At 57.8% G+C, this 19,641-nt stretch carries 18 protein-coding genes and 1 pseudogene; 9 read left to right on the top strand and 10 right to left on the bottom strand.

What is annotated here, in order from left to right; translation table 11 throughout:
• Positions 1-3 precede the first annotated feature (3 nt).
• From BN1119_RS04940 to BN1119_RS04935, 3 genes are all read left to right on the top strand, one after another.
• On the top strand, positions 4-1,656 hold the full coding sequence (locus BN1119_RS04940; RefSeq protein ID WP_041994841.1) for a dynamin family protein: 1,653 nt from the start codon (positions 4-6) through the stop codon (positions 1,654-1,656).
• Positions 1,649-1,912 carry a YkgJ family cysteine cluster protein gene (locus BN1119_RS21100; RefSeq protein ID WP_084205292.1) on the top strand — a complete coding sequence of 88 codons (264 nt, stop codon included), beginning with the start codon at positions 1,649-1,651 and terminating at the stop codon, positions 1,910-1,912. The genes BN1119_RS04940 and BN1119_RS21100 overlap by 8 nt, the downstream gene beginning before the upstream one ends.
• A gap of 552 nt (positions 1,913-2,464) precedes the next feature.
• A complete protein-coding gene (locus BN1119_RS04935; protein WP_041994838.1) occupies positions 2,465-3,121 on the top strand; it encodes a HEPN domain-containing protein in 657 nt (218 codons plus the stop codon).
• Here the strand turns inward: BN1119_RS04935 and BN1119_RS20845 are convergent.
• Positions 3,118-3,810 carry an ADP-ribosylglycohydrolase gene (locus BN1119_RS20845; protein WP_244463680.1) on the bottom strand — a complete coding sequence of 231 codons (693 nt, stop codon included), beginning with the start codon at positions 3,808-3,810 and terminating at the stop codon, positions 3,118-3,120. The genes BN1119_RS04935 and BN1119_RS20845 overlap by 4 nt on opposite strands.
• A 387-nt stretch (positions 3,811-4,197) precedes the next feature.
• Between BN1119_RS20845 and BN1119_RS04925 the strand changes: the two genes are divergently transcribed.
• Both BN1119_RS04925 and BN1119_RS04920 read left to right on the top strand, forming a co-directional pair.
• Positions 4,198-5,124: a BrxR family helix-turn-helix transcriptional regulator gene (locus tag BN1119_RS04925; protein ID WP_041994835.1), complete on the top strand. Its 927-nt coding sequence runs from the start codon at positions 4,198-4,200 to the stop codon at positions 5,122-5,124.
• 450 nt (positions 5,125-5,574) lie between these two features.
• Entirely contained in the window at positions 5,575-5,850 is a 276-nt protein-coding gene (locus BN1119_RS04920; RefSeq protein WP_041994832.1) for a hypothetical protein, read from the top strand.
• A 1,479-nt stretch (positions 5,851-7,329) separates the two neighbouring features.
• Here the strand turns inward: BN1119_RS04920 and BN1119_RS19795 are convergent.
• Both BN1119_RS19795 and BN1119_RS04910 read right to left on the bottom strand, forming a co-directional pair.
• A complete protein-coding gene (locus BN1119_RS19795) occupies positions 7,330-7,623 on the bottom strand; it encodes a helix-turn-helix transcriptional regulator (RefSeq protein WP_226009570.1) in 294 nt (97 codons plus the stop codon).
• A gap of 158 nt (positions 7,624-7,781) precedes the next feature.
• Positions 7,782-8,198, bottom strand: a pseudogene (locus BN1119_RS04910) (transposase); the annotation flags it as partial.
• Between BN1119_RS04910 and BN1119_RS20385 the strand changes: the two are divergent.
• The gene (locus BN1119_RS20385; protein WP_157438624.1) at positions 8,142-8,306 is read left to right on the top strand and encodes a hypothetical protein; all 165 of its coding nucleotides are present in this window, start codon (positions 8,142-8,144) and stop codon (positions 8,304-8,306) included. The pseudogene BN1119_RS04910 and the gene BN1119_RS20385 sit on opposite strands and share 57 nt — an antisense overlap.
• Before the next feature lie 264 nt (positions 8,307-8,570).
• On the opposite strand, the gene BN1119_RS04905 is transcribed toward BN1119_RS20385, so the two are convergent.
• Both BN1119_RS04905 and BN1119_RS04900 read right to left on the bottom strand, forming a co-directional pair.
• Positions 8,571-11,720: an efflux RND transporter permease subunit gene (locus BN1119_RS04905; RefSeq protein WP_041994829.1), complete on the bottom strand. Its 3,150-nt coding sequence runs from the start codon at positions 11,718-11,720 to the stop codon at positions 8,571-8,573.
• Between the two features lie 17 nt (positions 11,721-11,737).
• Entirely contained in the window at positions 11,738-12,910 is a 1,173-nt protein-coding gene (locus BN1119_RS04900; RefSeq protein WP_041994826.1) for an efflux RND transporter periplasmic adaptor subunit, read from the bottom strand.
• A 158-nt stretch (positions 12,911-13,068) separates the two neighbouring features.
• Here BN1119_RS04900 and BN1119_RS04895 point away from each other — a divergent pair, with 158 nt between their 5' ends.
• The 3 genes from BN1119_RS04895 to BN1119_RS04885 all read left to right on the top strand — a co-directional run bounded on the left by BN1119_RS04895 (position 13,069) and on the right by BN1119_RS04885 (position 15,705).
• Complete coding sequence (locus tag BN1119_RS04895; protein ID WP_041994823.1) at positions 13,069-13,701, top strand: TetR family transcriptional regulator; 633 nt, start codon at positions 13,069-13,071, stop codon at positions 13,699-13,701.
• Positions 13,702-13,794: 93 nt separating this feature from the next.
• Entirely contained in the window at positions 13,795-14,355 is a 561-nt protein-coding gene (locus BN1119_RS20380) for a class I SAM-dependent methyltransferase (protein WP_052448024.1), read from the top strand.
• 171 nt (positions 14,356-14,526) lie between these two features.
• Entirely contained in the window at positions 14,527-15,705 is a 1,179-nt protein-coding gene (locus BN1119_RS04885; RefSeq protein WP_041994820.1) for a dicarboxylate/amino acid:cation symporter, read from the top strand.
• A 302-nt stretch (positions 15,706-16,007) separates the two neighbouring features.
• Here BN1119_RS04885 and tesB read toward each other — a convergent pair whose 3' ends face one another.
• The 5 genes from tesB to BN1119_RS04860 all read right to left on the bottom strand — a co-directional run.
• The gene (tesB, locus tag BN1119_RS04880) at positions 16,008-16,880 is read right to left on the bottom strand and encodes an acyl-CoA thioesterase II (protein ID WP_041994815.1); all 873 of its coding nucleotides are present in this window, start codon (positions 16,878-16,880) and stop codon (positions 16,008-16,010) included.
• 69 nt (positions 16,881-16,949) lie between these two features.
• Positions 16,950-17,600, bottom strand: coding sequence for a pyroglutamyl-peptidase I (gene pcp / locus BN1119_RS04875; RefSeq protein WP_041994812.1), 651 nt, complete (start codon positions 17,598-17,600; stop codon positions 16,950-16,952).
• Between the two features lie 91 nt (positions 17,601-17,691).
• Positions 17,692-18,681 carry a DUF979 domain-containing protein gene (locus BN1119_RS04870; RefSeq protein WP_209434887.1) on the bottom strand — a complete coding sequence of 330 codons (990 nt, stop codon included), beginning with the start codon at positions 18,679-18,681 and terminating at the stop codon, positions 17,692-17,694.
• Positions 18,678-19,406 (bottom strand): DUF969 domain-containing protein, encoded by a 729-nt coding sequence (locus BN1119_RS04865; RefSeq protein WP_041994806.1) that lies wholly within the window; start codon positions 19,404-19,406, stop codon positions 18,678-18,680. Before BN1119_RS04865 ends, BN1119_RS04870 begins: the two co-directional genes overlap by 4 nt.
• 49 nt (positions 19,407-19,455) lie before the next feature.
• Positions 19,456-19,641: LamB/YcsF family protein (locus BN1119_RS04860; protein ID WP_041994803.1), on the bottom strand; the 186-nt coding region annotated here is incomplete at its 5' end.

Here is a 19,641-nt window from a genome sequence, read left to right as displayed (position 1 = left end):
GCTATGAAAACATCACTAAATTCATTATTCGGCATCTTCAACGATACCGAGGCGATGGTGAGAGACTACCCAGATATGGGGAAGGTCTTTAAGCCTATCGCACTTCAATTTTCCGAGAAACAAAGCAAGCCAGATGCCAGCATCATGGTTTATGGTGTGTACAATGCAGGTAAAAGCACCCTCATCAATGCGCTGATTGGGCAAAATATCGCTCCGGCTGGCGATATTCCGTTAACTGATCGGGTTGATGAATATCGCTGGGGCCAATATGCCATTCTCGATACGCCGGGGGTAGATGCCCCACTGGCACACGAGAAGGTGACTCGCGAGCAGATGCTCAAAGCCGATGCGATTATTTTTGTTGTCAATCCTTCTGGTGCGGCGGAAGAGATAAAAACATTGCAGGTTATTATCGATTTGCTGGCAAACGGCAAAAAACTCTTTCTCGTTTTTAATGAAAAAAATCCACTATCATTAGAGGATTTCATTCAACTCAAAAACAAAACGCGAGAACGCTTGCAGCTACTAGCTGAGGCTCATGGTATACACGGTGTATTGGCGGACATTCCCATTTTTCGAGTTAATGCACAGCGAGCATTAAAAGGGAAATTAGAACAAAAATCGGCATTGCTTAACAATAGTGGTTTTCCCGCTTTCGAAGCAGCACTAACAACATTTATAGATGGTATTACCCAAGATGACGTATATGCTCGATTAGCTGGTCAATTAAATAATTTCCTCGCTCATTTTATCGAAACATTAACCAAGAATGCGGGCAGTGATACGGTGTGCCAATACGATACATTGTTGCGTAACTTGGTTACTGCACAGGGACACTGTCGCAAGGAAATAAAAAATGAAATAGGTCGTAATCGCACGACTATTTATGAGCGTAGTAAATCTGCGTTGAGACAAGATCCACAGCAAAGCCAAGGCAAAATCGAAGGTTTTTATCAGGATGCCTGTGCAAATACGAGCCGGGTATTGCAAGACGAGATGGAATTTCTGGCTAACCAGTTCAATAACGATGTCGCAATACTGGAGGCCGCACTATTACATCGAGCCGACAATAATGGCGTGAAGATAAATAGCGTGAATCTAGGAGCTGAAACTGCTGCGGTTGGCGATAAACCGAGCGCACTTTCTCACATCAATGCCGATATGCTGCACCAAGTTGCGGGGACGGTAGGCAAGATGGCGAAACCGGAACATATCGTTACCGGCCTGAAGATCGTAAAAGACTGGATGCCTTCTGTCATGAAAGGCATCGGTGCGAAAACTATGGAAAAATGGGGGGCCGCAGTGGTGGGTAAATGGATACCCATGGTTGGCCCAGCGATCACCGTGCTAAGCGGGCTTTGGGACATATTCGCCGATGATCCGGAAGAGAAGCAATTGAGCCAGCAATTGGAGCAACAGCAACGTGAACGCGAACGTTTCATGCAGGAAGTGGACGATATTGCACAGGATATCGCTAATCAATATGAGTCAGCCATGACCGGCATGATCGCGGAAGGGTTGGAGCCGTGGCTCAGTGAAATGAAACAGAAGGTCGCGGATCTGCTGGCATCAGCCAACCAGAATGAGCAGGAGCATCTCGTCGTGGTTGCAAAAGCACAGCAATTATTGATACGTCTGACCCCCGATAATGCCTGACGTACAACTCACACCTTTTCCATGCACAGCCTGCGGTAAATGTTGCCGCAGGGTAAGCACCAGCCCCGAAACCGCCTTTCTCGATCGTGGCGACGGAGTATGTGGTTATTTAGCTGAAGAGACACTGTTATGCACTATCTACGAGCAGCGGCCATTAGTCTGCCGTGTTGAGGATTACTACCGCGCCAAGCTAGTGGATATCATCCCGTGGGATGAGTTTGTGCGTATCAATGTTGCTATTTGCAGCAAACTCTAAGATGTCCATTGTTTGAGGGTATTCCCCCCATTTTGAGTGCCCCTAAAAATGGGGGAATACCGGGGCAATCAGCGGCTTGGTGATGCTACCAGAGAGATCTCTGCGGCTCTTACACAGTTGTCGGACGATGTGAAGGGGACGATTCAGTCTGTGATCGATGGTGCGTCCATCAATATCGAACCATGATAGGCTAAGCCAAAAGGGACCTTTTTGGGGAGCATCATGCCTGTACCACCACATCCATTTACCTTTCATTGCCCCCACTGCGGCTGGCACAAGACGGTTGCTCCCAAGAGCGACGTTATGGTGCGTGGCCATACCTGGTTTGAGGCCTGTCCCGAGTGCAACCATGCCCCACTGGAAAAATCGTCGGCCACAATGGTGGAGCTGGCCATCGCTAAGCTGAAGGATGTCCTCCGAAAGTAACCGCTGTTATTACCCTTTGCTATTCCAGCCAGTTCGTAACAAGCCTGTTGAGGTCGCAGTAATTCCGTGTGCAGGGGGCATGGTTACAGAAGCTGGCTATTCATCTGATTGAGAAGGAGATCATCGTTGAATTTTGAACAGTTGAAAACCCGTCACCGGACGCTGCGTGAACACTCTCCCAGCAACCTCAACCTGCGAGTTCATCGTGCCTTAAGCTGGCTGCAACGCGCTGAAATGGCCGAAGATGAAGATGGCCGCTTTATCTTTCTCTGGATTGCGTTCAATGCGGCTTATGCCACTGAAATCGATGATGATCGTCGCCTCTCCGAACAGGAGACCTTCAAAGGTTTTCTGGAGAAACTGTGCGAACTGGATGAGCACAAGCAGATAGAGCAACTGGTCTGGCAGGAGTTCTCGGGCAATATCCGCATGCTGCTGGACACCCCTTTTGTGCTGCAAAGCTTCTGGGATTATCACAGCGGCAAGATAAGTGAAGCCCAGTGGAAAGATCGGCTGGCACAGGGCAAGAAGATGGCGACCCTTGCGCTCGCCAGCAGCAATACCCCGCTGTTGCTGGGTGTGGTGTTTAATCGCCTCTATACCTTGCGCAACCAGTTGATCCATGGCGGTGCGACCTGGAACAGTTCGGTCAATCGCAAACAACTGAAGGATTGCGCCAACCTGCTCGGTAAACTGGTGCCGGTGATCATCGAGTTGATGATGGCCCATCCCGATACCCTGTGGGGGAATGCCTGTTATCCGGTGGTGGAAATGACAGGTTAATTCGTCACTAAGGGGTTATGGATCTCATCTTGATCAGCTAGGTAAAAGGCTCCCGCCAACATGCCATAGACAATGCAAATCCGGATATCTGCGCCTAGTAACACACCAAGCAGAGCTTCTCCATCTCGCAATGTGTCGCTATGCCAGAAACACCAGAGCGCTGCTTCGACCACATCGAGCCAATTACTTCGGCCAAGTTGATTACGTGATTTTCGGCGCCAGCTCCCCCTCATCACAGCGCCGGTGTTGGGGGACTGGGCGGCCAGTGCTCTCTGCTCCATAGCACTAAGGGTGAGTCCGTCAAGCTTGGCCTGTGCACTACCACGGCTTCCCCTCAACAGCTTGTCGAGTAACAATGCCAATAACCGCATAGCATCACCACATGCAAGAGTAGTATCGTCATCCAGTAATGCAGCTGCGCCTGACATGAGTTGCTCCCGCCCTTGATAGATGGGCAGAACAGTACGATCCAACCGATACCGATCAATATGCAAAGCCAAACGTACCAATTTGCGCAACTCAGTACAAGGAAGCGAGCCCCCGGTTTCCTTTAATACCACAGCGTCATACCGGTTCTGTTCTTCTGCAATCACGGCCACAAGTTCGCCGACGTGCTTGGCCGGCAACAGGCAACAAATCCCCTTGATCAGTGGCATTGCCGCCTGACCCAATATCAGCGTTGAATTCATAGAACCTCAGTAACGATGGCGTTTGAAATGAGTAATGCTGTTGCTGACGGTAACGATCGCCCCCTCCGGCAGGTCTGGTAGTAGCAATGCTGGCATTTGCATTTTTGGGTATCAGATCACCCCCTGCTTGCAGCCCACCTAGCACTGTGTGCTCCAAATAAGCCACTTGTCGCTTTGGTAATAATTGGAGTTGCTAGATATGAGGAAGGTGCCGCTGGCTGTGACGCCATCCCCTCCCAATGGCAAAAGACTTGGAATTGGCAGGTGATAACCAGCTTGCCATGCATGACCTACTCCCCTGACACCGCTTTATATGGACTCATTATATGTAGCCTGTATACTCATGCCGATACTGGTTACATAAACATGTCGCATTTTGGAGCACGTATGGCACCCAAAGAGCTCACCTGGGATCAAACCCTGCGTTTTCGTCTGCTGGAGATCGTCTTGCAGTGGGAAGGACGGCTGACCACCAATCATTTGATGACCGCCTTCAATATCGGTCGCCAACAGGCGTCACGGGATATCAACCACTACCTGACCCACTACTCACCGGAAGGGTTGGTCTATGACAGAAGCCTGAAGGGATACAGACCCACAGAGCACTTTGTTCCGCGCTTTAGTGAGGGAAAAGTGGATGAGTACCTGATGCTGCTACACCGTGAAAAGCAGCACCAGCGACAGCATGAAGCGGGCCTGTTGACACTTCCGCTGATGGATCTGCGCTACGGCCATATCGAGATCCTGGATGTGCCAAACCGCCATATCGACCCCAGGATTGTGCGCGGTTTGGTGCAGGCGGCCCGTGGCCAGCTGCGGGTCGATGTCGACTACGTATCCCTCAGTTCAGAGGAGCAGAGTGGCCGTAATATCGTGCCCCACACTCTGGTCTATGACGGGATCCGCTGGCACGTACGCGCCTACTGCGAGAAGAAGGGGGAATATCTGGACTTTGTGATGAGTCGTTTTCGGGGCGAACCGGATCTGCTGGATGCCTCCCCTCATGGCCGGGATCAAGATCTGGAGTGGAACACCCAGGTGACCGCTGTAGTCGTTCCCAACCCAGGCCTCAGCGAGGGACAGCAAGCCATCATTGCCAGAGACTATGCCATGACTGGGAACCAGCTGTTGATCAGTCAACGGATCCCCTTGGTCCATTACGCATTAGAGCGGATGCAAGTGAGCTATAGCGGTGAACACCAACAACATCCCCTGCTCTACCCGCTGGTACTGGCCAACCGGGAGGAGCTAATTGAGCAAGGCTGTACCTTCAAGCTCAAGAATGCGGATTTGATCAATCTCGTGGTCAACTAAAATCGCCACCAAGTTCTAGGACAAGGTGCAGTCCAAGTTTCCACTGAATGAAGAGCGGTACCATGACCTAATGTCGGTCAGCTAAGCCTGACTGACATTGTTTTACTGACTGTTTTCACCAGCCACTTCTGTGACCCAACCTTAACAATGCATCGATAACTTCAAGATTAAACAGCACTACCTCATTCCGCGACCATACACCTATCACCGCATCAATCTCACACCATTATCGGTAGTGAGAAATGGAACAACACAGCCCTCCTACAACTGGTGCAGCTGCTGGCGGCAGAGCCGCAGCAAACACGAAAAAACTCCATTGGAGCCCATTCGTAGACACCTCAACCCACACCGGTGATACTGCTCATATCTTGTACAGAACTTAGCCACTTACGTTCAGCGCAAAATGACTTTTTCAGGACCCAGTCCATCGAGTGTTCTTTTGAGGTAGCCATGGCACGCGTCCTTGACGAAATATTGACCACAGAAATACCCGACGTTGTCACTCAGGCCAGGGAAAAAGCAGAGCAAATGCGACTAGAGGTTCATATGAACCAACTCAGTGAAATGCTGGCCCAGGCTGGCACCGAACCCATGATTTGCGATCAAGATCCATCAATACAGGACGTTACACTGATGGACCTTAAACGCTGGGTCGAGGCTGCTGGGGGAAAACTACAGCTCAATGTTGAAATGCCAAACGGATCTCAGATCTCGTTTGCCGTTTAACTAAATCTCGATCTCAGAACACCGTAGCAATTGTCGGCTAACAACGGGTGGCCTGGCCTCTATCGGTATCGTGAAATGGAACTCTTGCTGCTAGCTGGCAGCGATTGTCAGCTGACAACGGAATGATCAGCTCATCAGGGCCAGCAGGCATTCGCATTATAGGTATCGTGAAATGGAACTCTTGCTGCTGGCTGGCAGCGATTGTCAGCTGACAACGGAATGATCAACTCATCAGGGCCAGCAGGCATTCGCATTATAGGTATCGTGAAATGGAAATCTGGCTCCAGCGAACTCGATTGTCAGCTGACAACGGAATAATCAGCTTATCAGGGCCAGCAGGCATTCGCATTATAGGTATCGTGAAATGGAAATCTGGCTCCAGCGAGCTCGATTGTCAGCTGACAACGGGGTGATCTGCTCATCAGGGCCAGCTGGCATTCGCATTATAGGTATCGTGAAATGGAAATCCGGCCAACAAGCATCTTGCCGATCTTCATCTTGGTGGCCGCTGGAAACCACATTATCGGTATCGTGAAATGAAATCCTGGCTGCTGGCTGGCAACGATTGTCAGCTGACAACGGAATAATCAGCTCATCAGGGCCCGCAGGCATTCGCATTATAGGTATCGTGAAATGGAAATCTGGCTCCAGCGAACTCGATTGTCAGCTGACAACGGAGTGATCTGTGCATCAGTGTCCGCTGGCAAACACATTATAGGTGTCGTGAAATGAAATTCTGGCTGCGGACCGGCAGTGATTGTCAGCTGACAACGGAGTGATCTGCGCCTCAGTGGCCGCTGGCAATTCTATTATCGGTATCGTGAAATGGAACCAAGCCCCTCTGCGAGTGTGATTGTCAGCTGACAACAGGGTGTTCTGCGCATCAGTGGCCGCTGGCAATCGCATTATCGGTATCGTGAAATGGAACCAAGCCCCTCTGCGAGGGTGATTGTCAGCTGACAACAGGGTGTTCTGCGCATCAGTGGCCGCTGGCAATCGCATTATCGGTATCATGAAATGGAAACCTCGATGCTGACTGGCAGCGATTGTCGGCTGACAACGCATCTAAACAGTCATCGACATCAGTACACACTAACAACAGTTCAAAAATGAACCATCAACATGATCTGAAATGCAGGGCTTAGACTGTACAGTTACGGTTGTATCGAATTCTCAGACGAGTTAGTTAACAAATAGCATTTTGTTAGAGATAACAAACCACCTCCAAATATTTTGTGGACAGATTGTCCCATGATGAAATTTGAGTGGTTCGATTTCACTTTAAAAATTCAAAAATTTGATGATGAAATTCAAGGCATTATTATATTAAAATAATTTAAAACATATGGTCATAAAATAAATGAACACTGTTACTCATCATAGGAACCACAAGTCATTCAAATTGTGGCTCAACATTCTATTCTATCAATACATAGATGACCCTTATAGTTAGGTTTTATCTGTATATCTATAAGTGTTTCAACGATTTCTATTGGCGATTTTATTTCTAATCCAAGCATCAACTTCCGCCTCTACAAATGCAACGGAGCGAATACCCAAGCTTACTTGTTGTGGAAACATTCCGTGGCTTATTAAGCTGTAAACTGTGGACTTAGACATTCCTGTTTTTTTTAACACCTCAGTCATCTTTATCAAACGAATATCTTGCTCGTATACCATATATACCTCACCCTCCAACTTGAGAAGGATTAAATCACATATAATAAAATACACAAGAGAAAAATCATAAAAACAATAAAAAAACATTGACATTATTAGACTTCATAAATAACCCCGTTAAAATGACAGAAAAATATTACTTCTTATAAATAACCGCTAGTATTTTATATGATTTTATAAATAACTCCGCTCCTGTCAGTTTACGATTAACATCGTATCCGAAATCAATACAAATCGTTCGATTCCAAATTGGCGCCGTGTTTTCTGACTTTCCACTCGCCTTCGTCAAGCACCTTCAGGCCAATTAAATCAATAACCAGGTCGGTAATCGTCCCTTTAGATGGCTGCCTATAGGCCACCTTCACCGTACGGGTTCGCTTGCTGGCACAGCTGTAATCGGGGGCGCACAGAGGAAACATTCATCAACTAAATCAGAGAGTCGAGTAGTCCTTGGGTCACTCGCTGGGAGAGGCTGAAAATCCCCTTGAGAATCCAGAAGGTAGAGATGGTCTGGCCAGTGAAAACTGGCTACGTCCCCGTCGCCCGTGATGGTCGGGGTGGAACCAATTGTCCATTGCATCTGCATCAACCCAGAAGGCGAGGGAGCCACAGTGGATCAGAAACTTGATGTATTGAGACCAGTTGGTGATGGGGTGAAGCGACTTGATGCAAACATGAAGGGAATGGTGATGATCACCACTCCCTCAGTTAGTTCAATTCAAACGCCGATTTGGGAAACAATCACACGTCAACCAAATATTCTGGATTTTCCTTGAGACAAGATGGTTTTACAGTATGTACCACTGCATGTACCACCAAAGCTTAACATGAAAAATTTAATAACTTAAAATCAATGACTTAAGAGCACAGTTCAGACTCCCCCAGCTCCACCAAACGTTTGGAAAGGGCCGCTTCGCAAGAAGTGGCCCTTTTTCTATGGCGCCATGCCTATGACGCTATGGGTGCACTGACCCCACAAAAGAAGAGGGAGGCCAGGCCTCCCTCTCTTGCATCTGCTATTCACGGCTTCACGCGCCGGCTCACGCCTGCTTGCTCGCTCTGGGCAGGGTTTCGCCCTCTTCATCCTTTTTCTGCTTGGTGAAATAGCGCATCACCAGCACGAAGAACAGCGGGACGAAGAAGATGGCAAGCACGGTGGCACTGATCATGCCGCCCATGACGCCGGTGCCGATGGCGTTGCGGCTGCTCGCCCCCGCCCCGCTGCTGATGACCAGCGGCAGTACCCCGAGGATGAAGGCCAGGGAGGTCATCAAGATGGGCCGCAGGCGCAGGCGCGCCGCCTCGACCACGGCTTCACCCAGCCCCATCCCCTTGTCATACAGCTCCTTGGCGAACTCGACGATGAGGATGGCGTTCTTGGCCGACAGTCCGATTGTGGTGAGCAGGCCCACCTGGAAGTAGACGTCGTTTTCCAGACCCCGCAGGGTGGCGGCCAGAATGGCCCCCAGCACTCCGAGCGGCACCACCAGCATGACGGAGAACGGAATGCTCCAGCTCTCGTACAAGGCCGCCAGACACAGGAACACCACCAGCAGAGAGATGGCATAGAGCGCCGGCGCCTGGGAACCAGCCTGGCGCTCCTGGAAGGAGAGTCCGGTCCACTCGATGCCGATCCCCTCCGGCAGCTGGGCCACCATGGCCTCGATGGCCGCCATGGCGTCACCGGTACTCTTGCCGGGGGCCGCCTCACCGACGATCTCCATGGCGGGGACGCCGTTGTAACGCTCCAGACGGGGTGAACCATAGCTCCACCGGGTGGTGGCGAAGGCCGAGAAGGGCACCATCTTGCCCTCACCGTTGCGCACGTACCACAGCTTGAGATCTTCGGGGTTCATCCGAAACGGCGCATCCGCCTGCATGTAGACCTTCTTGACCCGGTTGCGATCCATGAAGTCGTTCACATAGGACGAGCCCCAGGCCGCCGACAGGGTGTTGTTGATGTCGCTGATGGAGAGACCCTGGGCCAGCGCCTTCTCGTAGTCGATCTGGATGTCGAGCTGGGGGGTATCTTCCATCCCGTTCGGGCGCACCCGCACCAGATTGGGATCCTGCGCCGCCATGCCGAGCAACTGGTTGCGGGCTTCCATCAGCTTCTCGTGCCCCAGACCACCGCGGTCTTGCAGGAAGAAGTCAAAGCCGGTGGCCGTGCCCAGCTCCGGGATGGGAGGCAGGTTGAAGGCGAAGACCTGGGCCTCCTTGATGCTGAACAGGTAGCCCATGGCGCGGCCTATGATGGCATTGGCGCTGCGCGCCTCCCCCTGGCGCTCGTCCCAGTCTTTCAACTTGATGAAGGCCATGCCGCTGTTCTGGCCGCTGCCGGCGAAGCTGAAGCCCGCCACCGTCAGCACGGACTCCACGTTCTCCTTCTCGGTCTCGAGGAAGTAGTCGCGCATCTCGGCCAGCACCGCCTCGGTGCGCTGCTTGGTCGCACCGACCGGCAGCTGCACCATGGACATGATCACACCCTGATCCTCTTCCGGCAGGAAGGAGGTGGGCAGGCGCAGGAACAGGACGGCGAGCACCGCCAGCATCCCCAGATAGATGATGCCGTAGCGAACTCCCTGCTTGATCACCTTGCCCACGCCGCGGCGATAACGCTCGGCACTGGCGTCGAACATGCGGTTGAACCAGCCGAACAGGCCGCGATGGCTGGCGTGTTCGCCGTGCGTCATCGGCTTGAGCAGGGTGGCGCACAGGGCCGGGGTCAGGATCAGGGCCACCAGCACAGAGAGCACCATGGCCGAGACGATGGTCAGGGAGAACTGGCGATAGATGGCGCCGGTAGAGCCGCCGAAGAAGGCCATGGGCACGAACACGGCGGAGAGCACCAGGGCGATGCCCACCAGGGCCCCGGTGATCTGATCCATGGACTTGCGGGTCGCCTCCAGGGGGGAGAGCCCCTCCTCGCTCATCAGGCGCTCCACGTTCTCCACCACCACGATGGCGTCATCCACCAAGAGGCCGATGGCCAGCACCATGCCGAACATGGTGAGGGTGTTGATGGAAAAGCCGAACGCCGCCATGATGCCGAAGGTACCGAGCAGCACCACGGGCACGGCGATGGTCGGGATCAGGGTCGCGCGGAAGTTCTGCAAGAACAGATACATGACGCAGAACACCAGGAAGATCGCCTCGACCAGGGTCTGCACCACCTCCTCGATGGAGATCTGCACGAACGGCGTGGTGTCGTAGGGATAGACCACCTTCATGTTGCTCGGGAAGTAGCGGGAGAGCTCCTCTATCTTGCCCTTCACCTCTGCGGCGGTATCCAGGGCGTTGGCGCCGGTCGCCAGCTTGATGGCGACCGCCGAGGTGGGCTGACCGTTGTAGAGCGCGTCGGCGTCATAGTTTTCGCCCCCCAGCTCGACCCGGGCCACGTCCTTGAGCAGCACCTTGGAGCCGTCCTGGTTGACCCGCAGCAGTATGTCGTTGAACTGCTCCACGGTGGAGAGCCGGGTCTGGCCCATGATGGTGGCGGTAAATTGCTGATCGCTCACCGAAGGGGTGCCCCCCAGCTTGCCGAAGGCCACCTGGGCGTTCTGGCTCTGGATCGCCGCCTTCACGTCGGTCGGGGTCAGTTGCACCCGGTTGAGGCGATGGGGGTCCAGCCAGACCCGCATGGAGTACTGGCTGCCAAACAGGGTGATGTCCCCTACCCCGTCCAGGCGGCTCAGAGGCTCCTTGATGTTGGAGACCACATAGTCGGAGAGGTCATCGTTGCTCATCTTGCCGTCGGTGGAGATGAAGCCCGCCACCATCAGGAAGCTGCTGGAGGTCTTCTGCACCCGTATGCCTTGCTGTTGCACCTCTTGCGGCAGCAGCGAGGTGGCCTGTTGCAGCTTGTTTTGCACCTGCACCTGGGCGATGTCCGGATCCGTGCCCGGCTTGAAGGTCAGGGTGACCGACACATTGCCGGCAGAGTCGGACTGGGACGACATGTAGAGCAGGTGATCCAGCCCCGTCATGTTCTGCTCGATGATCTGGGTGACCGAGTCTTCCACCGTCTTGGCGGAGGCGCCGGGGTAACTGGCAGAGATTCCCACCGCAGGCGGCGCTATGGTGGGGTACTGGGAGACCGGCAGCGTCAGGATTGCCAGGCCCCCCGCCAGCATGATCACCAAGGCGATCACCCAGGCAAATATGGGTCTATCTATGAAAAATCGTGCCATGAGGCGACTACTCCATCCTACTTGTTGGCCGGGGCGACTTGCGCCTGCACCGGTTGCTCGCTGGGGGCGACATCGGCGCCGGGTCTGACCTTCTGCAAGCCGGCGACGATCACCCGTTCACCCGCCTTGAGGCCGGACTCCACCACCCAGTTGCTGCCGATGATGCGGCTGATCTGGATGTCCCGCAGTTCCACCTTGTTATCCGCCGTCACCACCATCACATTGGCACCGCCATTGGGGGTGCGGGTCACCGCGGTCTGCGGCACCAGCAGGCCCTGGCTGCGCTCCCCCTCTTTGAGGGTGGCACGCATGAACATGCCGGGCAGCAACAGCTGATCCGGGTTCGGCACTATCACCCTCAGGGCCACCATGCCGGTGGTCTCGTCCACGCTGACGTCGGAGAACTGCAGCTCGCCGGATTCGCCATAGCGGCTGCCATCCTCGAGCTGGAAGCTCACCCTGGCGTCATCGGACTGGCCGGCGCTCAGCTTGCCCGCCGCCACCTGGCGCTTGAGGCGCAGCAGATCGGCGGTGGATTGGCGCACATCCACATACATGGGGTCGAGCTGCTGTATGGTGGTCAGGGCGCTGGCCTGCTGGGCCGTCACCAGGGCCCCCTCGGTCACCGCTGAGGTGCCGATCCGGCCGCTGATGGGCGCCGTGATCCGGGTATAACCCAGGTTGATCTCTGCGGTGCGCTGGGCGGCCCTGGCGGCCATCACCTCTGCCTGGGTCTGCTTCCAGCTGGCCAGGGCATCGTCATAGTCCTGACGGCTGATGGACTTGACCTTGAGCAGGGATTCGTAACGCTTGGCCTTGAGCTGGGCGGTGCGCTCGTTGGCCTGAGCCTTGGCGACATTGGCGCGGGCGGAGGCCAGCTCGGCCTCATAGAGGGAGGGGTCAATCTGGTAGAGCAGATCGCCGGCCTTGACGTCGGATCCCTCGGTGAAAAGACGCTTGAGCACTATGCCGTTCACCTGGGGCCGCACCTCGGCCACCCGCAGCGGTGCGGTGCGACCGGTCAGCTCTGTGGTGAGTTGCAGCGGGCCCGTGTGCAGGGTGACCACCTCGACCGAGGTCGGGGGCATCTGCCCAGGCGCCTCGGCGGCCCCCTTCTCGCCACAGCCCGCCAGCATGGCTGCGGCCAACAAGGCTAGCCCGACTGAACGGGCGATTTTATTTTTATGCATGGAGCACCTGATCCTCTATCTGCTTGCGGATAATCAGGGGGGGAAACGGGCCCCCCTTGGTAAAATGGGCTAAGATGGGGCAATATACATACATTCACGAATGTATGTATATTGGTTTTTGTTATTAAAATCACCCTTTTGGGACTAAGCGAAACGAGATGGTCAGACGTACCAAAGAAGAAGCCCAGCAGACCCGCTGCCACATCATGAACACGGCACTGGATCTGTTCTGTCGCCAGGGCCTGGCCAAGACCAGTCTCACCGACATCGCCCGGGTGGCGGACTTGACCCGGGGCGCCATCTATTGGCATTTCAAGAACAAGGAGGAGCTGTTCATCGCCCTGTGGCAGGAGCTGTGCGCCCCCCTCTCCCACCAGCTCGATGCCAGCATAGACCCCGAGGAGCCGGATCCCCTGGGGCGCCTGCGCACCTTTCTGCACAGTGCCCTCATCAAGATCACCCGGGATCCCGGCCATCGCCAGATGTTCGCCATCATGTTCAGCCTGGAAACCATAGAGGGAGAGGCCCTCTTCCTGCGCGAGCACACCCGCCAGCAGTCCCTGCGTTTCACCCAGGATCTGGAGCGATCCCTCGCCAACGGCGTGCGCCATGGCCAGCTCCCCGCCAATCTGGATCTGGGACGCGCCGCCACCCTGCTCCACTGCACCCTGGATGGCTACATCCTCAACTGGCTGCATTTTCCCGAACGCATCGACCTGGCCGCCGAGGCCGATTATCTGCTCGACTGCCTGTTCATCCAGCTGCGCCACATGCCCCCCGCCCGCCCGTGACGGCAGCGGGAGCGCCCAGGGTGAACAACCCCTGGCATGGCCGCCCCCGGCCTTGTTAACATGGCTCCCCGCCTCCAGCCCAGGATCCCACAGATGCCCATGCCAGACGCCGTCGACCTCCATGCCCTCTGCACCGCGCGCGCCCCCCTCTATCGCGCCTTCCTGGCCGAGCTTGCGCCCGGGGCCCATCTGCTGGATGCGGGCTGCGGCGAGGGGCAGGATGCCCGCCATTTTCAGCAAGAGGGTCATGTGGTCAGCGCCATCGAGCGGGATCTGGCCGCTGCCCGGCGCGCCTCCCGCCATGGCGCTCTGCCGGTGCGGGTCGGCGACATCCTGACCCTGACCACTGTGGTGCCCTTCGACGGCATCTGGGCCTGCGATCTGTTGCCTGATCCGGGGCGCGAGCCGGCGCGGCTGGCGGCAATGCTGGCGCGACTGGGCGCCCTGCTCAAGGTGGGCGGCCTGCTCTACTGCAACCTCCCAGCGCCCCTCGGCCTGGATGAGGACGCGCCCCCGTTTGCCGCCCATGGTCTTTGCCAGACGCGCCGCTGGCTGGCGCCCCTGCCCCGTCTGGCTTCCCCTGCACTCGGCGGGGAGTCCCCTTCGCCGGATGCCCTCTGGCTGCACCTGCTGCTGCGAAAAACCGCCCTCTGATCGTTCGAGTCGACGCGCCAGGGCCTGCCCTGCCGGAGGGCGGGCGGTGCCACACAACATTTAACACTGACATAACAAGGCATAGACAGACATAACGCTGAATATGTGTTAAAAAGCCGCACTAAATTCAGAATAAGATAACAAATCAGACACTCACACCGGATCTGCCCCATGAAACTCGTGCTCAAACTCCTCGCCGGCATCCTCGCCGGCCTGCTGCTCGGCCTCTATGCCCCGGAATGGGTCGCCCGCCTGCTGTTCACCGCCAAGACGGTGATCGGTCAGCTGATTGGCTTCACCATCCCCCTCATCATCCTGTTCTTCATCACCAGCGGCATCGCCAGCCTGCCGAAGAACTCCGGCAAGCTGCTCGGCAAGACGGTGGCCCTGGCCTATGGCTCCACCATTTTGGCCGGCACCTTCGCCTTCACCCTGGCCCGCCAGCTGATCCCGACCCTGACCGAAGCCGCCACCGCCAGCGCGGACCCCGCCAGCAAGCTGGTCTCCTACATCGGCATGGAGATACCGCCGCTGTTCGGGGTGATGTCGGCCCTGGCCGCCGCCTTCATCTTCGGCATCGGCATCAGCGCCAACGAGGCCACTGACCTGCGCCGCATCGCCGATCAGGGCCGCGACATCATCGACCGCCTGCTGGCCCGGGTGATCATCCCCCTGCTGCCCATCTACATCGCCGGTGTCTTCATCGAGATGACGGTGGAGGGCACCGTCTTCGCCACCCTCAAGACCTTCGGCGTGGTGCTGGTGATGGCCATCGTCATGCACTGGATCTGGCTGTGCCTGCTCTTCCTCGGCACAGGGCTGGCGTTTGGCCGCTCGCCGCTCCTGCTGCTGAAGAACATGCTGCCCGCCTATTTCACCGCCCTGGGCACCATGTCCAGCGCCGCCACCATCCCCGTGGCCCTGCGCGCCAGCCGCCAGAACGGGGTGAGCGAGGGGATCGCCAACTTCACCGTGCCCCTGTGCGCCACCATCCACCTGTGCGGCTCCACCATCACCCTGGTGACCTGCGCCACCGCCGTCATGTACCTCTCCGAGCACCTGGCCATCCCGGGCTACGGCACCATGCTGCCCTTCATCATGATGCTGGGCGTCATCATGATAGCGGCGCCCGGCGCCCCGGGGGGCGGCGTCATGTCGGCCCTCGGCCTGCTCACCTCCATGCTGGGGTTTGGCGAGGCCTCCATCGCCCTGATGATCGCCCTCTACCTGGCCCAGGACAGCTTTGGCACCGCCTGCAACGTCACCGGCGACGGCGTCATCGCCCTCTGGGCCGATCGCTTCGCCCAGGGGGAGCAAAGCCGGCTCGGCCCCGAACGCGAAACGGCCTGATCGCCGACCTCGAACAGCAAAACGGGAGCCAGTGGCTCCCGTTTTTATTGGTTGAGTGAAGCGTCTCAGCCCCGGCGGCGGATCACTCCCTCCTGGGCGGTGCTCGCCGCCAGCACCCCGTCACGGGTGAAGAGGCGTTCACGCATCCGCAGCGCGGCGGCGGATCACGCCCTCCTGGGCCGTGCTCGCCACCAGCACCCCGTCACGGGTGAAGAGGCGTTCACGCATCCGCAGCGCGGCGGCGGATCACTCCCTCTTGAGTCGTGCTCGCCACCAGCACCCCGTCACGGATGAAGAGGCGTTCACGCATCCGCAGCGCGGCGGCGGATCACTCCCTCTTGGGCCGTGCTCGCCACCAGCACGCCGTCACGGGTGAAGAACTGACCACGCACCAGACCACGCCCGGCGCTGGCGCTCGGGCTGTCCACCACGTAGAGCAGCCAGTCATCGAGCCTGAAGTCCCGGTGGAACCACATGGAGTGATCTATGGTGGCCACCTGCATGTCCGGCTCCCAGTACGACACCCCGTGGGGCTGCAGGGCGGTAAACAGGAAGTGGAAATCCGAGGCGTAGGCCAGCAGATACTTGTGGACCCGCTGATCGTCGGGCATCTGGCCGTTGGCCTTGAACCAGACGTGGCGCAGGGGCTGGTGCACATCGGGACGTATGGGGTCGACCAGGGTCACCGGGCGAATTTCGATGGGCTTCTCGCACAGGATCTTGTCGCGCAGGGCGGGCGGGATCTGCTGCTCGTAGGGGCGCACCAGCTCCAGCTCGCTCTTGAGCTGCTCGGGGGGCGTGATGCCGGCGGGCATCTGGGCCTGATGCTCGAAGCCTTCGGCCTCTACCTGGAAGGAGGCATTGAGGTAGAAGATGGGCTTGCCGCCCTGGATGGCCTTGACCCGGCGGGTGGAGATGGTCTGGCCGTCGCGGATGTTCTCCACGTCATAGATGATGGGGCGATTGGCATCGCCGGGGCGCAGGAAATAGGAATGGAAACTGTGTACCTGGCGATCGCTGGCCACCGTCTGCTTGGCGGCCGACAGGGCCTGCCCCATCACCTGCCCGCCAAACACGGCCCGCAGGCCGAGATCCTGGCTCTGGCCCCGAAACAGGCCCTCCTCGATTTTCTCGAGCGCCAGCAGTGCCAGCAGCTCATCCAGTACCTTGCTCATTGGTTTCTCCTGTATCAATGTCGCAGAGGCTAACAAGGAGGCCAGGTCGAGGCAACCATTGCCACGCCCTCAGTGGGTCGTGCCCCCGGTGATCCGCAGATCCCGCTCGTGATGCAGCGCCGCATCGAGGCCGACCTCCAAGCCGCGCACTATCTGGCTCAGGCTCATCGAGGGCGTGCCCGCCGGATGGCGCGCCGCCTGCTCGGGCAGATAGGGGATGTGCAGGAAACCGCCCCGGCAGCCCGGCCTGCCCCGCCCTATCTCGTGCATCAGGCCGTAGAAGAGGTGGTTGCAGACATAGGTACCGGCGCTGTGGGAGACGGCGGCGGGCAGGCCCGCCTCACGCAGGGCCGCCACCATGGCCTTGATGGGCAGGGTGGTGAAATAGGCCGCAGGGCCATCCGCCACTATGGGGCTGTCGATGGGCTGTGCCCCGGCGTTGTCAGGGATGCGGGCGTCATCGAGATTGATGGCGATCCGCTCCAGGCTGAGCTCGCTGCGTCCCCCCGCCTGACCCACCGCCAGCACCAGCACCGGCTGGTGCTGCGCCAGCGCCGCCTCAAGCTCCGTCAGGGCCTGGCCGAAGGCGCAGCTCAGCCGCACCGCCCGGATCTGATGATCGCCACGGCGCTGGCCATCGAGTTGCCGCACGGCCTCCCAGGAGGGGTTGAGCGGCTCGCCGCCAAAGGGTTCGAAACCTGTCAGTAAAATGGTCTTCATGGCCATCTCCTTCTGTTAATCCCGACGCGCGGCCAGCGGGTGCGGGGAGGGACGAGGGCAGGCCGGGCGGGCTACCCCCGTCATGACCACATCAGCGAAACGCCAGGAAGTACATCAGCAAGATGTTGCAGACCAGCATCATGAGCGCGGTGGGGATCTGCACCAGGATGACCTGATACTTGTTGTCCAGCTCCAGCAGGGCGGCGGGCACTATGTTGAAGTTTGCCCCCATGGGAGTCATCAGGGTGCCGCAATAGCCCGACAGCATGCCGATGGCCACCACGGCGGCGGGGTTGCCATGGGCCCCCATGATAAGAAAGGGGATGGCGATCCCCGCCGTCATCACCGGGAAGGCCGCGAACGCATTGCCCATGATCATGGTGAACAGCGCCATGCCCACGCAGTAGATCACCACCATCAGGAACAGGTTGTCCGGGGTGACGAACAAGTCCACCACCGCCTTCACCGACTCCCCGGTCTGGGCGACCACGAAGACCCCGCCCAGCATGGCGAGCATCTGCGGCAAGATGGCGGCCCAGCCGATGGCATCCACCAGACGCCTCGACTCGCGCACCGCCTGCAAGGGGGTGCCGCCGGTCAGCTTCCAGCCCAGCAGCAGGGCCGCCAGGGTGCCGATGGCCAGCGAGGTTAGGGTGACGTTCTTCTGATCCAGCACGAAGTAATCCCCCAGGCTGGCATGGCCCAGCAACAGGGTGCTGAGCACGGTCGCCACCGGGATCATGACCGCCGGCAGGAACAGGCGGTTGCCCAGCTTGACCGCCGACCCTTGCCGCTCTGCATCGCTGCGCTGGGCGTAACGCCCCATCGCCAGCTGACCGGTGCCGGCCAGCAGGGCCATCAGGATCACCAGACCCCCCACGATCCGGTAGGCCATCTGGCTGCCCAGCTGGCTGACCAGCAGATCGCCAAACAGGAAGATGGCGCCAAAGCAGCACCAGAACAGGGCCGTCGTCAGGCGCTTGGGGTTATGGCGGTCAGAGAGCGTCATGCCCACCAGCAGCATGACGACGAGGCCGATGAGATAATAGATGTCGTTGATGGTGATCAGGCTGTTCATCATGCACGCTCCAGCACGGCTTGGTCGGGGGTCCTGGCCTGCCAGGCGGCAAGGTCACGGCCGATGCTGGCATCCAGCATGAGCAGACGCCCCATGTGGATCAGCAGGGCGCACAGGGCGGTCGGAATGCCCCACAGGCCGATGTAGAGCGGTTCGATATCGGTGATCCCGTTCTCCTGCAGGAAGGCACTCATCAGCAAGACGGCCCCGAAGGCGAGGAAGACGTCTTCGCCGAAGAACACAGCCACATTGTCACAGGCGGCCGCATGGGCCCGGATCTTGTCGCGGATTGGCTTGGGCAGATCTCCGTGGCGATGCACCGCGGCCCCCTCCGCCATGGGGGCGATCAGCGGACGCACCGTCTGGGCGTGGCCCCCCAGGCTCAGCAAGCCCAGCATGGCCGTGCCCTGGCGCAGCACGAAATAGAGCATCAGGATGCGCGCCGAGGTCGCCTTGCGGATGCTGGCGATCCAGCTCTGGGCCCGCTCCTTGAGCCCGTACTGCTCCAGCAGGCCGATCACCGGCAGGATCAGGATAAAGGTGGCCAGCTGCCGGCTGTTGAGAAACTTCTCGCCGAAGGTCTCCAGCAGCGCGACCAGCGACATGCCGCTCGCCAGACCGGTCGCCAGCCCCGCCGTCGTCACCACCAGCAGCGGGTTGAACCTGAGCGCAAACCCCAGTACCACCACTGGGATCCCTATCAGGGGCAATAACAGACTGACATCCATATGAGTTTCTCCATTCCATGTGAAGGCCGCGCGGCCTGAATTCGCCCCTTCAATGAGGCCTTATCGATATCCCGTTTGCGATCAGGGCCTCCCGCAGGCGCCGGGCGAAGGCGACGGCATGGGCGCCATCCCCGTGCAGGCAGATGCTCTGGGGGACCAGCGCCAGCCGTTGTCCGTCCAGGGTCTGCACCTCTCCCCGCGTCACCAGACTCAGGGTCTGGCTCAGCGCCCTGGC

The organism is Aeromonas bivalvium, from assembly GCF_000819765.1.
GTDB lineage: Bacteria > Pseudomonadota > Gammaproteobacteria > Enterobacterales > Aeromonadaceae > Aeromonas > Aeromonas bivalvium.
The sequence above is the reverse complement of the archived record's forward strand: the minus strand, read 5'-3'. Positions and strand labels throughout refer to the sequence as shown.